This window comes from Pseudoalteromonas sp. S2721 (assembly GCF_005887425.1).
GTDB classification, from domain to species: Bacteria; Pseudomonadota; Gammaproteobacteria; order Enterobacterales; family Alteromonadaceae; genus Pseudoalteromonas; species Pseudoalteromonas simplex.
Map to the genome: position 1 here is coordinate 76,205 of NZ_PNCZ01000026.1, position 13,726 is coordinate 89,930.

Genomic DNA, 13,726 nt, shown 5'->3' on the forward strand with positions numbered 1-13,726 from the left:
AGAACGTTAACTTTAGCCAGTCATAGAGCATAAAGTGTTTTATAATTTTGATGGCATTAAATGATCTAACAGTAATTTTTCTCACCTTGAGCGAGATTATTTTTCTGATTAGGGCTAGTTATAGGTTTTCGAACACTTACCGATTTTACTTTTAGTTTAGTTGATTGATTCGTTTAAAATGAAAATTACGCAATGATGAACACCCCATCAACTTGAGCCCTTTTCGATGGGATGTTTAGTTTTATTACTCAATGAGTGAATTGGCGTACATTAAACTTTTAGGTTATTGCTAGATTAAGGTTGTTGACGGGTAGGAGCAATCTGTAATTCACGAACACACACATGTTGTGGTTGCTCTTGAATAAATAGCGCAGCACGAGCGATATCATCAGCAATTAGTACTCCACCCATAGCTTTTTTCCATTCGTTGTAACCTGCTTTAATATCGTCAGATGTTGTGTGGCCAAGCAATTCTGTCTCAACGGCACCAGGGCAAATACTTGTTACGCGTACCCCAAAGTCGGCCACTTCTTCTCGAACATTTTCTGTAATTGCTGATACGGCGAACTTTGAGCCGCAATAAGCTGCATGATTAGCAAATGTCTTTTTACCAGCTATTGAACTAACGTTAATTATGGTGCCACTATTACGTTCTTTCATAGCAGGTAAAACAGCTTGCATACCATTTAGTAATGCTAAAACATTAACATCGAACATTTTTTGCCATTCAGTCGACTCTTGTGTATCTATTTGGCCTAATAACATGACACCTGCATTATTAATTAAGCACTCAACAGGGCCGTATTGTGCCTCAGCTTTTTCTATAGAATTAGAAAACGCTTCTTTATCAGTAACATCTACCTGTTCACAGATGCAATTTTGAAGATTCAAAGCCTTTAATTTTTCAACTCGTCTTGCAACAAGTAAGAGTGGGTAACCGGCTTCGCTAAAGTGCTTAGCAATAGCTTCACCAATGCCTGAACTTGCTCCAGTAATCACTACTAACTTTTTCATTTATTACTCCTCTAGGTGAAATGAATTTAAGTTTTAACTATCTATTTCTAATGATGTTTTTCTGAAGCTTATTTTATTTATTAAAGATTTGATGATATATAGTCATTAATTCACAATACTGTTTACAGATTTGAGCGAATCTATGTGGTTAAGTTGATTTTAATGGGTATAAAACATGAAAAAAGACATCAATTATGCTGATATCAATAGCTTTCTTATTTTGGTCGAAGAGGGAAGCTTTACAAAAGCAGCCAATAAATTAATGTGCTCTCGCTCACAAATTTCTAAACAACTATCTCAATTAGAGGCTGGTCTAGGTGTCAGTTTGTTAGTTAGGACGACGCGTACGCAACATTTAACACCATCTGGTGAGCTTTTTTACGATAAATGTAAAAAAGCTTTTGAGCGCATTGAACATGCTATAGATATAACATCAGATACTGCGTCACATACATCAGGTGAAATTAGAATAAATTGTGTCGGGGGGTACATTGGTGAAAATGTTATTGGCCCAATGGTTACTGATTTTATGCAGAAGTACCCACAAATTAATGTTGTGTTAGATTTTAGTAGTCGAAGAGTCGACTTAGTAGCAGGCGAATTTGATTTTGTATTCAGAATGGGAGACTTAACAGATTCATCATTAATTGCAAGAAAGTTAACTGAGCTTACAATAGGCATTTATGCAAGCCCAAAGTACATTAAACAGCATGGAGAACCATTAAACCCAAAAGATTTAATTAATCACAAGTGTATAGCAGGTTCATTGAATACATGGACTCTATTAAGTGAGCATACAAATGAGAAGCAAGAGGTCATCGTCCAAGGTGATCTTGAGTGCAAAAATGGCAAAGTAATGGTGTATTCTGCATTGCGTGGTAATGGCATAATCCGAGTTCCAGAAGTTTACTGTAATTCGGAGTTAAATGACGGCACCTTGATCCCTGTTTTTAAGCATTGGCACCCTAAGGCAACGCCATTCTATTTGGTCTTTTTACGAGATAAACATCAACCAATGAGAATAAAAGTATTTAAAGAGTTTGTTTATAAAAACTTTATGCATTATCTAAATGGTGGCTCTGGCTCAAATTGCTAGCTCAGCTATTTTTAAGTGACATAGTTTACTGAATTTAGCAAAAGGGCTAATTGACAAGAAACTTTGGGCAACAAGACTGGTAGCTGTCAAGAATAAGGAAAGAGTTGTTTATGTCACTTTATGTAAATCATCCCCGTTATGGGTGTAAGCCGATTCGATCTGGATACCAATACTCTGTAACAGAAATAAAAAATTCTTATTGGCGATATAAACACGTTAAGTTTCTCGTTGGGACAGCTATACCTGCTAATACAGAGAAACAGAATTATGGGGTTTATCCGAGGGAGAAATACATTGATATAGAAGAGTTGTGTGAGGTATGTAATAGACCTTTTATTTTCTTTGCCTTGGAGCAAAAGTATTGGTTTGAGGTACTCAGATTTTATATTGATGCGCACTGCACAAAGTGTATTGATTGCCGTAAAAATGAACAAAAAATAAAGAGGTTACAAAAGTCTTATTGTGATTTAGTTACAAATAAAAACAGGACTTCAAGACAAAATGAAACATTAAAAAAATTGTTTGTAGAGTTAACTAGGCTCGGAATAATCAAACATAAAAATAACCCTAGTTTTCGAGATAAACTTTAACAATCAATTACGGAAACATTGCTACCTGGTAGATTAGACTTACGCTTAATATAGCAATTATAGGGATTTAGTTACAGAGTCTAGGGATGATATTTAACTATTCTAACAATATAAAAGCCCAGCTTAACTGGGCTTTGCACTCTCACAATTTAATGCTTTTTCATTTTACTCATTTCAGCATGACAACTTTGAATTGTCAGCAGGGTTTTAGATAACGCGGCTTCACAATCATGTGGTTGAGGTTTTTTAAGCGCATGTTTGATTTCGGCTAGTGTTTTATCTTCAACTTCTTCAAGCTCGCTAACGTAGGTTGCGTTTTTGTCGGCACCGAGTTTGGTGATAACTGATGTATAAGCTTTACGCACTTCTACAGCAAAGTCAGAACCATTTTCGCGCTCGCCATTTTCGTTAATAGCATAAGGTTGTAAGCGCTCAACACTTACTTTGCGAGCATCTATCATGCGTTGAAATAAGGCAATAATGCTTGGGTCGGTTACTTTTTCCTGTGCTTTTTCATAAAAATCGATACCGCTATTCATAACTTGGATGATATCTGCAATATGATGAACGTCTTGTCCTTGATGAGTATTCATAATGACCTCTTTTTGAATATTAAAAACAATGCAATTAGATACTTGCAAAGCATATTCCAGTTCATTACTTAAATATAAAGTTATTGTATTTCAAGTGGTTATTGGTTTTTAAAAGAAGGGGGACTGCTGATAAGCTAAGCTAACATCTTGCTTATCAGCAATAATTACAATCTGGTTGGTAAAATCTTACTTAAGCTCGTCGGCTACTTCTGCAACCTTTTGGCGTAACCAAATATGGCTTGCATCACGGTGTAATAGCGGGCTCCAAATCATATCGAGCTCAAATGGCGGAATAGGAAATGGCGGCTCAAGAATTTTCAGGCCCGGATCATCTAAATAAATATTTGCGGCTTTTGAAGGCAACGTTGCAACCAAGTTTTGTTCTTTCGCTAAGTGAATGGCTACGTGGTAGTTACGGGTAAAGGTGGCAATATTACGGTGTTTACCAAAGTGAGCGAGTGCCTCATCTACCCAACCTAGCTTTTGCACATCTTTAGGGTCCATACCCACACCTACACCAAAGCCTGTTTTACTTACCCAGATGTGGCGCGCTTTTAAATAGCTGTCTAGGCTGAAGTCTTTGATAATCGGGTTATCTGCTTTTACTAAGCAGCAAAAGCTGTCTTTCCATATTTGTTTATAGTGAAACGATTGCGGTAAGTTTTCAAAGCGGTTGATAGCCATATCTACCTTACCGTTTTCAACATCGTGGAAGGTGACATCACTTGGGGTCAAAATATCGAGTGTAGTATCGGGCGCTTCTTCGTGTAATTTACTTAATAAGCGTGGGGCAAGAGTGCTAGCTGCATAGTCACTGGCCATGATACGAAAAACACGTTTACTTTGTGATGCTTCAAATTCGCGATTTGGTGCAAGTGTTTCTTCAAGGGTCATTAAAATGCCGCGGATCACCGGCTGCAACTCTTTTGCGCGCTCTGTCGGTACCATACCTTCGCTGGTACGCACTAAAATAGGGTCGTTGAATAAATTACGGAGTCTTTTTAGGCCATTACTCATGGCAGGTTGGGTAATGCTTAGCTGGTTAGCAGCTTTAGTTACATTACATTCCCTTAGTAAAGTATCTAGGTAAACAAGTAAGTTTAAATCTATTTTACTTATATTCATTGTGTGTCCTTGGTGTTTACCAATAATGGATAAATCGTTGTGCAGCAGGGTATGGATAAATGTGGCTAACTACACCTTGCTTATAATTGTATTGTGCTTGTCGCCAATAGGCTGGATCTTCAAGCTCTGGGTGTGTACTCAATAAATATTGCTTATACACCGGATTTGCTGTCACAAAGGTACATAATTGCTCTGGAAACACATCTTGCGGTGCCACAGAGTAACTTTGCTCATTGGTTAAGTAATCATCGTACGACTTTGCTTTTGGTAAGGCGCGAAAGTTCATGTCTGTTAGGTACTGAACTTCATCATAGTCGTAAAAAATAATGCGATTATGTTTACTTACCCCAAAGTTTTTCAACAGCATGTCGCCTGGGAAAATATTTACGGCGATCATTTCTTTTAAAGCTTGGCCATACTCTTCTATTGCTTCAAACGCTTGTTGTTCACTGGCATTTTCAAGATACAGATTTAACGGTGTCATGCGTCTTTCTATATACAAATGCTTGATGATTAACCATTCGCCTTCAATAATCATCGAAGAGCCAATCGTTTTATGTAACTCTGCAAGTAATTTACTATCAAATCGAGCCAGTGGAAATACGACGTTCGAATACTCTATGGTATCGGCCATGCGGCCAACACGGTCATGGCTTTTTACTAATTGATAGCGTTTTAATACGGTATCGCGGCCAAAGGGTTTGCTTTCTCCAAAGGTGTCTTTAATGACTTTAAATACATAACCAAACGACGGCAGGGTAAATACCATCATTACCATCCCGGGTGTACCAGGGGCAATTACAAGCTGATCGTTTGAATGATCTAAATGACTTAAAAACTCTCGGTAAAACTCGGTCTTACCTTGTTTATGAAAACCTATTGCATTGTATAGCTCTGCCAAGGTTTTGTTTGGCATAAGTTGATTTAAAAAGCGCACTAACGCTGATGGCGCATGGGTTTCAACCATGAAATAAGCGCGCGCAAAACCAAAGATAACCCGCATTTGCGATGATTTGGTGAGTAGGGCATCGAGGTATAACCCTTTGTCTTCATGGTGTAACACCGCAATAATAAATGGCTGTACGCCACTTTCTGATACAACGCGGCCAACAATATAAGCCGCTTTGTTTCGGTAAAACGGGGCTTGTAATATATCAAAGCGCATTTGCCATGCTTGATGATGTGTGTCGGGCGCTTGTTTATAAAAGGCTTTTACCAGCAAGCGAATATCGCGTTCTAAATCAACAAAGGGCGCTTTAAAATCAAACTGATTAATAATTTTGCGTATTGTGGGTCTTAAGCCATCAACAACAGGGTGGTAACTGCGGTATTCAACTTCCATTGGTAGTGCGGGGGCATCTGCAAGCGTTGCTTTTACAAAGATAAAGTCATTATTAAAATAACGACGATGAAATAAACGACAAAAAACAGAGTTGTAAAAGGTTTCGGCAAGTTCTGCCTGAGGGTGAAAGCGCAAAAATTGCTGATAAAGCTGTTTGGTTTCGAGCCAGCAGGTTTGATCTAAGGTAATAATTTGCTGTTCGTTGAGCGACTTGAGCTTAGCAATGGTTTCGTTAACCCGATCATCGTAATGGCTAATTCTGAGTTTGCTAATCTCATTTATTTTTTGCCAATCACGATGTGCAAACGCAAGTGGTGCTTTGGCTGTAATTGCTTGAAAGAGTTTATAGTGATTGCGAAACCCAGATAAAATTAACTCTGCAATGTGTTGTGGCTGCATATAAACTCCTTACTAATACCAACATAGAGCAATAACTCTATTGGTGTTAAGAATATGTTATTTATTCTTCAAACCCAATAGTAAAGTGTATTTAATTATAGCGAGCGAGTTTTTTCTCTAGATTTGCGAGTTTTTTATTAACACTTTTTACGTCGCGCCCGTATTGTTTGTTAATTGCTTTTAGCTGTTTTTTGATGTCTTTACTAATTTGCTTTGCTTCTTTGTCAGACAAAATTCGGTTTAAGCGCTGCTCTTGCTGGTACTGAGCTCGGTCTCGATCACGGCTTAAAATATCTAACCGGTGTTTATAGCTGCGAATTTCAGCTTCGAGGTTTCTGATAATTTGCTGGCGCTCAAGCTCGTTGAGCTCTTTAACAAAGTTTTGCGGTGCTTTTAAGTCTGGATCGGTTACTTGAATTTTATGCTTGGTTGCACGGCTACCACAGGGGAACTCACTGAATACCGTGCCTCTGTCTGTGACACATTTATAGTATTCTGTGGTGGCAGCAAGTGATGTGTTGGTAAAACAAAGTAGTGTAAGTGATATTAGATAAATGATTATGGCTTTCATGACGTCCGTGTCTCCTAATCAATTAAGGTATCTAATATCTAAAGCTAGCTCGAAATAATGATTTATCAATAAGCGCTAGGGCGTATATCGCTTCAGCTTTTTAATGCTTTGCACTAAGAATGGAATATCGAGCCCTTGTTCAATGGCAAAGCCTTGTGCTGCTGAAATGTTTTTAAAATTACCGTCTGAATCAATCAGGGTAATTCTGTCTTTCTTGAATGCGATAAATACATTTTGCGAGTAATTAACACCCGTGTCGTCATGGCGCTTGTATAAGTTACTGCCTAACATGCTTTGTTTAGCTAGGGTTTTGCAACCTAAATAATGGCCTACGCTGGTGGCGATAATATCGCTTGGCTGAATAAGGCCTTCGGTTTGTACAATTTTTTTATCTGAGCTGTATAAGCGAGAGGCTGTAACAATACCATTGCTCTGCTGTGCAAGACTAAAGGCAAATACGGCATTGGCTGATTCGCGAGCTTGTGTTTTAGCGTCTGCACGTACAAGGCGAACCGCTGGGTTTTGGTCGTCGTTATTAATAAATTCGAATTGCTCAAAACCATTAATTTGAATTGAGCGATTATCAGCAAGCCACGCAGGCAGTTGCTGTTTGTCTAGAATAGGGGCTTTGTAAAATGCTGGCAGGCCATACACTAAACTAAATAATGTATCTTCGGTTTCTACAGGTTGTAAGAACAAGTCTGTTTTACGTAATGCTGGCTCAGTGGCAACAAATTGCTCAAGGTCAGCATTATTTTCAAATACTAAAATATCGATAGTCGCACTCGACTCAGCTTTACACTCGGCAAGTGGAGTAGGTGCTAAGTAATCGATATTATGTGGGTCAAGCCTCACATCGTGTGCTTCTTTGTAGCTTTCTAGATCTAGCAAATCGTTTTTAGCTAATAAGCTTTTTGCTGTAGTAGGGTAAGACAACGGCAATACATTATCTTGTTTAGTGATATCAAATTTTAAATTGGCATCTGCCCAAATATGAATACTGTGGCTAAGTGCAAAACACACTAAAATTGTGCTGGTTGCATAGCGCGGGAACTTATATTGCTTTAAACGCGCCAAATGGTGCCAGGTGTAGTTACTGACTAATAATTGGAACGCTAAAATTAGCAGCACAATGCCGCCCGCAAGAATCGTTGTTAATGCCGGTGAGCTTGTTAAGCGGTGCCACAACAAAGAAACGATTTCAGGTAGCGCAGACGTGTTTAAGTGATAACCCAAGTTAAAATAAACATAGGCATCAAGCGTTAAGAATGACGCGCCGAGGGTTGCAATAATGGCTGCCATCCCTCGGATATGCCGAGGGTATGGAAACACTAAACTTAATGGAAATATCGTTAAAACAAAGGCAATAAAAGTAATAAAGCTGGTGTGGCTTAACCAGGTCACGAGCATATATACATAACCCATGAAGGTAGTCGGTGCACTGTCTGCAACTAAGTAGCTTAAGCTAATAAATAGCACTAACCCTATGTTTGCAAAGGTGAACCAATGGCCCCAACTTAAAAGCTGACTTACTTTTGAAGAAAACTGACTTTGTTGCGATAAATTCATAAATCTTATTTAACCGACTGTGCTAATGCTTTTGCAAAGTTGTCGGCAACAGCTTGTCTTTTCTCTGATGGTACATGCTCTTTTAAAATATGCGTGATAGAATTTCCTAAACACATAAGGCTTAAATCAACAGGCGCTTTGTGCTCTGTTAGTACATCAATCAGCTGATCAACGATTTGTTCTACTTGCTCATTAGAATATTTTGATATGATAGGCATCAGTTGGTTCGATAAAAAGAGTTATATTCCCGTATTTTAACACCAGAGGCGTGAAAAACAAAGATGACAATAGATGTTAAAAAATTAGTCGTTCATTATGTAGACAAAAAAGATGACGATACAGATATTCATTTACGCAATGATGAGATGGTTGTTAACGATAAAGTAGCCGTTTTTATAGAGCAGCTACACCATGCATATAATGGTAAGCCAGGTAAAGGCTACTGTGCATTCAGCGGCGAGAAAAACAGCATTGTTGCTTCGGCAATGCAAAGTTACCGTAACGACGAACTTGGCTTTTGGCACATGACAGAGCAAGCAACAAATGTGCTTAAAGAAGAGTTAAATAAGTATGCCTTTAACGAAACGGGTTATTTAGTTTTTTGCCATTATCAATATGTTGCAAGTGACTTTTTGTTAATTGCGATGATCAATATTAAAGAGCATTACTCAATTACTTCTGAGCTTGATTTAGCGTCATCTCGTCACTTAGATATTTCGCGTATGCAACTAGCTGCACGTGTCGATTTAACTGCGTGGGATACGCAACCAGAAGATAATCGCTATGTGTCGTTTATTAAAGGTCGTGCAGGTCGTAAAGTAGCTGATTTCTTTTTAGACTTTTTAGGCTGCGAAGAGGGCATTGATCCTAAACAGCAAAGCCAAGTTATGCTTAGTGCTGTAGAAGATTATTTATCTGAGCAACAATACGACAAGTCAGAAAAAGATGAGCTACGTAAGCAAGTTTTTGATTACTGTAATGATTGCGTAACCACAGGTGAAGATGCCAGCGTTAAAGAGCTTTCTGCAACCTTATCGAAAAATGACGACAGTCCATTTGAAAGCTTCTGCCAAGAGCAAAGTTATGACTTAGAAGAGTCGTTCCCTGTTGATAAGAAAACAGTCACTAGCATGGTGAAGTTCTCTGGCATGGGCGGCGGTGTTAGCGTGAGCTTTGAACGTAAACACTTAGGCGAGCGTGTCATGTATAACGAAGCAACCGATACACTGGTGATCAAAGGTATTCCACCTAATCTTAAAGACCAACTTCAGCGCTTTATGGAGCAAGACGAAAGTTAATTTGGCTCAAGCTTAAAGCTCTAAGTTTTAAGCGATAAGATTATAAATACTCGTTTTATAGCCCAGCACTTGCTGGGCTTTTTTATTTATAAGCAATTGTGCAAGGTGAATTTAACTAATATCAATGACGTTGCTATTGCTATATCGCTTAGTTTTAATACACTCAAGGTACACACTTCCCCGATGGCTAAGGAGAGTCATTAATGAAACTTGCCCAACTAAATATTGCTCTTGCTAAATACCCATTGGATGCCCCAGAAATAAAAGATTTTGTAGATAATCTTGATTTAATAAATGGGGTGGCTGAAAACAGTGTTGGTTTTGTATGGCGATTAAAAGACAAATCAGGCGATGCCACCAATATTAAATTGTTTGATGATCCAAATATGATAATCAATATGTCTGTGTGGGAAAGCGTTGAAGATCTAAAAAATTTTATGTTTCGCACTCACCACAGAGATTTCATGCGCAGAAAAGGTGAATGGTTTCACCGCTTAGCAGAAGATAGCTATGTTTTATGGTGGATTGAAGATAAGCATATTCCAACACCTCAAGAGGCATTAGAAAGGTTGCGATATCTGCGAGATAACGGCGACACACCCTATGCTTTTACATTTAAAAGTAATTTTACGGCTGAAGAATTTAAAAAATATAAATAACAATAGACTGTAATAAAAATAAGGAAAAATTATGCATGTTGTATTAGGTGTTTTAGGTATTGTAGTGACCATTTTGGTGTTACTGAATCGACTTCAAGAAGGGGGGATAGATATTGGTTGGTTGAATCCTTTTAGCTGGTACCGACGTCGTAAATTCAGGAAACACCATGATTTAAATCCTGCATTTAAGTTAGATTCACCCATGGATGTAGCTGCGTTATATATGGTCGCAGTAGCCAAAATAGACGGTGAAATGAGTAAAGAACAAAAAGAAAAAATCTTATCGCTTTTTAACAGCGAATTTCATTTAACTATGAAAGAAGCAACTGATTTATTACGCTCAAGTGCGCATTTGTTAGGGCATACTAGCGACGTTTACGATAAACCTCACAAAGTAATTGAGCGATGCTTAGATAAAGTAACAAAAGAGCAAGCAGCTTCAATTTGTTATCTCGTCGATGAGGTAGCGAATGTTGAAGGTGAACCGACGGCTCAGCAAAGAAAACTTGTCACAGAGATAAAAAATGCATGCCCTCGGGAGGCTGCTGGCAAGTGGTAATTCATCCACAAAACCAATCAGCTGAAAATTAAAATGACAATTATAACCCCTTAACTGATTTTGAAACGTTCTAGTGAATATCGTGAAGATGTAACAACAAATCTAATTTTTAAAGATGTTTATAAGAGAGTTTTTATGAAAAAACAGTTATCAGTGGCTTTATTGGTTTTATCATCTTTTGCTAACTCAACAACGTGGGGAGAGTTCGAAGTAGATGACCCAATCGTTAAGGGTGCAAAATGTGCGGTTGCTGAGCCTGCAAGCTATGGTGGTTATATTTACAGTTGGCCATCAAAATATGACCAGGTGTTTTGGCCGCATACGGATAGAAATGGCATTTGGTTTTGCGAGACATCGGGTTTTATAGCTTTAATTGGGGACTTTGACGAACTTAAACCTGCAGAAATTGAGAGAATAACGGAATTTCTTGCGTCTCAACACATTTTGAAGCCAACTCTCGAGCAAAAGTTAGCTTTGCTCGAGCAAACTTACGCACTTCGCGAAAAAGATGAATTCTTTAAAAATAAGTTGCTAAGGATCCTTGCTCGTTGGCAGCAGTCTTTAGGTAACCTTGATAAGGCAAATAATTATCGAGCTAGAGCATTTCAAGAGATTCAACATGCCCTAAATGGGGATTTAGATGGATATAAACGACTTGAATACCTTTATTTGGCGACGAACTACTCAAAGCAGTTTGCAGAGCAAAATAAAAATGTAGGTTACTTAGACGATTTGGAAACAGCATTGAAATCGGTGACTGATCCTGAGTTAAAAGGCTATGCAGGGTACTTGTCTGAATTGATAAAGGACAGCGTTTATATTAACGAAGGCGGGAAGCTCGACCCTGAAATACCAAGCAGCAATAATTAGAAGAAACATCAAGGATGAGGTTACAGATGGGGGATACGACTATGATAAAACGCAACAAAGCTAATACTGGGCTATTTTTTGTATCGGAGCCGCTATTGGATTTTCGATCTTCATTGCATACCAGCAACTGATTATCGGTCTTTTATTTGCTGTAATAAGCGTTAGTGTTGCAATCTTAATTGTTTCAAATAAATGGCTTAACTAATGCTCTTCTGGGTGATGAAAAATGAATTTATCTTTCACTACGAAAAGATTAAATGTGATTGAAATAGACGCAAGCTCGTCAATGGTTGAGCATCATCAATTAACGATTGCCTTACCAACGATATTAACCCCTGCTGTAGTTGCAAACTTACCTGGTTATTTTCAGGGGATAGATTCTATAGCTGCTGCTGAAAAGTGGCTGGCTAACATGCTTGACGAGTGCCGTTTACTAATGCTGCAATCTCAACAGCAAGAAGTTGTTGGCCTTTTATTTATCTATACCGAAAAGCATGATGCTCATATCGGTTATTTGTTAGCTGAGCAATATTGGGGGCAGGGTCTTGCATTTGAATTATTGCAGGGATTTATAAACCTCGCTGGTACTCAGTCACAATGGCATAAGCTCATCGCAGGTGTTGATGAGTCAAATACACCATCAATTAAACTTTTAAAAAAATTGGCTTTTGAAGAGCAAGCATCTAAGGAAAATGGCATGTTGTTTTTTGAATTTAATTTAAACCAAGGCATACAATAATGACAATAACCGCATTTTTAGTTAACTCGTTTAGTGCAAATAATACAGGCGGCAACCCAGCAGGTGTTGTGTTGAATGCAGATAAACTCACAAACACAGAAAAACTGACGATTGCAAAAGAAATCGGTTTTTCAGAAACGGCATTTGTGGCGCAAGATCATGAAGTTGACTTTGCTGTGTCATTTTTTACGACAACGGAAGAAGTTGATTTCTGTGGCCATGCAACCCTAGCGGTGTTTGCTACGCTCCTCGAACAAGGGTTATTAAAACCTGGCTATTACACTCAACGAACAAAAGCGGGCTTGTTAGGTGTAACAATTGCCGAAGATGGGCAAATTACCATGGAGCAAGCCTTGCCAAAATACCTAGGCAACTTTGCTTATGACGACCTTGCAGGCTTATTAGGGCTTGATGAAACGACTCTGGCAGAAACCGGCTTGCCGATCGATGTAATAACTACAGGATTGCCGGATATTATAGTCGCTGTGCCGAATGGCTACTTAGATAAAATTGTTATTGATGAGGCAGCGCTTAGCGAGTTCTGCCAACAGCATAATGTGATTGGTGTGCATGCCTTTGAATTATGTGAAGAGCAAAGTGAGCTGACAGTAAGTTGTCGTAACTTTGCGCCTTTGGTTGGTATACCCGAAGAGTCAGCAACCGGTAGCGCCAGTGGCGCGCTTGCATGCTACTTATCAAAACACGTATTTGTACAGCAAGAAAACCATTTCAAGTTTGAACAAGGCCGAGCAATGGGGTGCAGTTCACACATTTCTGCCAGTGTTTATTCGGATGAGCAGGGTGTTTATAAGGTTCTTGTGGGCGGCTATGCCAATCACCTAGGTACTCAACAGGTTGTTATTTAAAAGCATTACACACAAAAAAGCCGCGTTATAAACGCGGCTTTTTTATTAAGCAACTAAATTATTCAGCCGCTAAGGTTTTTGCCATATCAGCACGGGCTCTGCCAGCAGGTTTAATTGAACCTGCACGAAGACCGCTATCTGGAATAGCTGTACGCTTGTCATGCGCCATAGCCGCTGGTGTTGGCTCTGGCTCACTATCTGCCACAGGCGTAGGTTTTGCCATTGCAGCGCTTGCTGAACCTTTTACTAAAATAGTTTTTTCATTTTTAGCAGGTTCTACAGCTTTCACTGACTCTTCAGCTTGTGCTGGCTCTTCAGCTTTCACTGGTTCTTCAGCTTTAACTGGCTCTTCAGCTTTAACTGGTTCTTCAGCTTTAACTGGTTCTTCAGCTTTAACTGGTTCTTCAGCTTTAACAGGTTCTTCAGCTTTAACTGG

General features: G+C 38.8%; 15 protein-coding genes and 1 pseudogene. 8 read left to right on the top strand and 8 right to left on the bottom strand.

Annotated elements, in window-relative coordinates; all coding sequences use genetic code 11:
• Positions 1–294: 294 nt before the first annotated feature.
• Positions 295–1,014: an SDR family oxidoreductase gene (locus CWC02_RS11040; protein ID WP_138618236.1), complete on the bottom strand. Its 720-nt coding sequence runs from the start codon at positions 1,012–1,014 to the stop codon at positions 295–297.
• 175 nt (positions 1,015–1,189) lie between these two features.
• Between CWC02_RS11040 and CWC02_RS11045 the strand changes: the two genes are divergently transcribed.
• Both CWC02_RS11045 and CWC02_RS11050 read left to right on the top strand, forming a co-directional pair.
• Complete coding sequence (locus CWC02_RS11045; RefSeq protein ID WP_138618238.1) at positions 1,190–2,110, top strand: LysR family transcriptional regulator; 921 nt, start codon at positions 1,190–1,192, stop codon at positions 2,108–2,110.
• A gap of 110 nt (positions 2,111–2,220) precedes the next feature.
• Positions 2,221–2,700 carry a zinc-ribbon domain containing protein gene (locus tag CWC02_RS11050; protein WP_138618240.1) on the top strand — a complete coding sequence of 160 codons (480 nt, stop codon included), beginning with the start codon at positions 2,221–2,223 and terminating at the stop codon, positions 2,698–2,700.
• A gap of 149 nt (positions 2,701–2,849) precedes the next feature.
• Here the strand turns inward: CWC02_RS11050 and CWC02_RS11055 are convergent, their stop codons facing one another.
• From CWC02_RS11055 to CWC02_RS11080, 6 genes are all read right to left on the bottom strand, one after another.
• On the bottom strand, positions 2,850–3,293 hold the full coding sequence (locus CWC02_RS11055; RefSeq protein WP_138618242.1) for a ferritin-like domain-containing protein: 444 nt from the start codon (positions 3,291–3,293) through the stop codon (positions 2,850–2,852).
• 186 nt (positions 3,294–3,479) lie between these two features.
• Entirely contained in the window at positions 3,480–4,418 is a 939-nt protein-coding gene (locus CWC02_RS11060; RefSeq protein ID WP_054554698.1) for a LysR family transcriptional regulator, read from the bottom strand.
• 16 nt (positions 4,419–4,434) lie between these two features.
• On the bottom strand, positions 4,435–6,159 hold the full coding sequence (gene aceK / locus CWC02_RS11065) for a bifunctional isocitrate dehydrogenase kinase/phosphatase (RefSeq protein WP_054554699.1): 1,725 nt from the start codon (positions 6,157–6,159) through the stop codon (positions 4,435–4,437).
• A gap of 91 nt (positions 6,160–6,250) precedes the next feature.
• Complete coding sequence (locus CWC02_RS11070; RefSeq protein ID WP_138618244.1) at positions 6,251–6,730, bottom strand: DUF4124 domain-containing protein; 480 nt, start codon at positions 6,728–6,730, stop codon at positions 6,251–6,253.
• A 75-nt stretch (positions 6,731–6,805) separates the two neighbouring features.
• Positions 6,806–8,299, bottom strand: coding sequence for a DUF3413 domain-containing protein (locus CWC02_RS11075; protein WP_138618246.1), 1,494 nt, complete (start codon positions 8,297–8,299; stop codon positions 6,806–6,808).
• A 5-nt stretch (positions 8,300–8,304) separates the two neighbouring features.
• A complete protein-coding gene (locus CWC02_RS11080) occupies positions 8,305–8,517 on the bottom strand; it encodes a YejL family protein (RefSeq protein WP_036967930.1) in 213 nt (70 codons plus the stop codon).
• Positions 8,518–8,580: 63 nt separating this feature from the next.
• On the opposite strand from CWC02_RS11080, the gene yejK reads away from it, so the two are divergent.
• From yejK to CWC02_RS11110, 6 genes are all read left to right on the top strand, one after another.
• Positions 8,581–9,597 (top strand): nucleoid-associated protein YejK, encoded by a 1,017-nt coding sequence (yejK, locus tag CWC02_RS11085; protein WP_138618248.1) that lies wholly within the window; start codon positions 8,581–8,583, stop codon positions 9,595–9,597.
• Between the two features lie 203 nt (positions 9,598–9,800).
• Positions 9,801–10,256 carry a DUF3291 domain-containing protein gene (locus CWC02_RS11090; protein WP_138618250.1) on the top strand — a complete coding sequence of 152 codons (456 nt, stop codon included), beginning with the start codon at positions 9,801–9,803 and terminating at the stop codon, positions 10,254–10,256.
• A gap of 31 nt (positions 10,257–10,287) precedes the next feature.
• The gene (locus CWC02_RS11095; RefSeq protein WP_138618252.1) at positions 10,288–10,815 is read left to right on the top strand and encodes a tellurite resistance TerB family protein; all 528 of its coding nucleotides are present in this window, start codon (positions 10,288–10,290) and stop codon (positions 10,813–10,815) included.
• A 135-nt stretch (positions 10,816–10,950) separates the two neighbouring features.
• Complete coding sequence (locus CWC02_RS11100; protein ID WP_138618253.1) at positions 10,951–11,685, top strand: hypothetical protein; 735 nt, start codon at positions 10,951–10,953, stop codon at positions 11,683–11,685.
• 226 nt (positions 11,686–11,911) lie between these two features.
• Positions 11,912–12,424, top strand: a complete 513-nt coding sequence (locus CWC02_RS11105; RefSeq protein ID WP_138618254.1) for a GNAT family N-acetyltransferase — start codon at positions 11,912–11,914, stop codon at positions 12,422–12,424.
• A complete protein-coding gene (locus CWC02_RS11110; protein ID WP_138618256.1) occupies positions 12,424–13,290 on the top strand; it encodes a PhzF family phenazine biosynthesis protein in 867 nt (288 codons plus the stop codon). The genes CWC02_RS11105 and CWC02_RS11110 overlap by 1 nt, the downstream gene beginning before the upstream one ends.
• Before the next feature lie 58 nt (positions 13,291–13,348).
• Here the strand turns inward: CWC02_RS11110 and CWC02_RS11115 are convergent.
• Positions 13,349–13,726: pseudogene (locus CWC02_RS11115) on the bottom strand (ribonuclease E); the annotation flags it as partial.

Coding starts and splice junctions, on each gene's coding strand:
- CWC02_RS11060 (WP_054554698.1), bottom strand. CDS start 4,418: ATGAATATAAGTAAAATAGATTTAAACTTACTTGTTTACCTAGATACT.
- aceK (WP_054554699.1), bottom strand. CDS start 6,159: ATGCAGCCACAACACATTGCAGAGTTAATTTTATCTGGGTTTCGCAAT.
- CWC02_RS11055 (WP_138618242.1), bottom strand. CDS start 3,293: ATGAATACTCATCAAGGACAAGACGTTCATCATATTGCAGATATCATC.
- CWC02_RS11050 (WP_138618240.1), top strand. CDS start 2,221: ATGTCACTTTATGTAAATCATCCCCGTTATGGGTGTAAGCCGATTCGA.
- CWC02_RS11040 (WP_138618236.1), bottom strand. CDS start 1,014: ATGAAAAAGTTAGTAGTGATTACTGGAGCAAGTTCAGGCATTGGTGAA.
- CWC02_RS11045 (WP_138618238.1), top strand. CDS start 1,190: ATGAAAAAAGACATCAATTATGCTGATATCAATAGCTTTCTTATTTTG.
- CWC02_RS11095 (WP_138618252.1), top strand. CDS start 10,288: ATGCATGTTGTATTAGGTGTTTTAGGTATTGTAGTGACCATTTTGGTG.
- CWC02_RS11075 (WP_138618246.1), bottom strand. CDS start 8,299: ATGAATTTATCGCAACAAAGTCAGTTTTCTTCAAAAGTAAGTCAGCTT.
- CWC02_RS11080 (WP_036967930.1), bottom strand. CDS start 8,517: ATGCCTATCATATCAAAATATTCTAATGAGCAAGTAGAACAAATCGTT.
- yejK (WP_138618248.1), top strand. CDS start 8,581: ATGACAATAGATGTTAAAAAATTAGTCGTTCATTATGTAGACAAAAAA.
- CWC02_RS11110 (WP_138618256.1), top strand. CDS start 12,424: ATGACAATAACCGCATTTTTAGTTAACTCGTTTAGTGCAAATAATACA.
- CWC02_RS11105 (WP_138618254.1), top strand. CDS start 11,912: ATGAATTTATCTTTCACTACGAAAAGATTAAATGTGATTGAAATAGAC.
- CWC02_RS11100 (WP_138618253.1), top strand. CDS start 10,951: ATGAAAAAACAGTTATCAGTGGCTTTATTGGTTTTATCATCTTTTGCT.
- CWC02_RS11090 (WP_138618250.1), top strand. CDS start 9,801: ATGAAACTTGCCCAACTAAATATTGCTCTTGCTAAATACCCATTGGAT.
- CWC02_RS11070 (WP_138618244.1), bottom strand. CDS start 6,730: ATGAAAGCCATAATCATTTATCTAATATCACTTACACTACTTTGTTTT.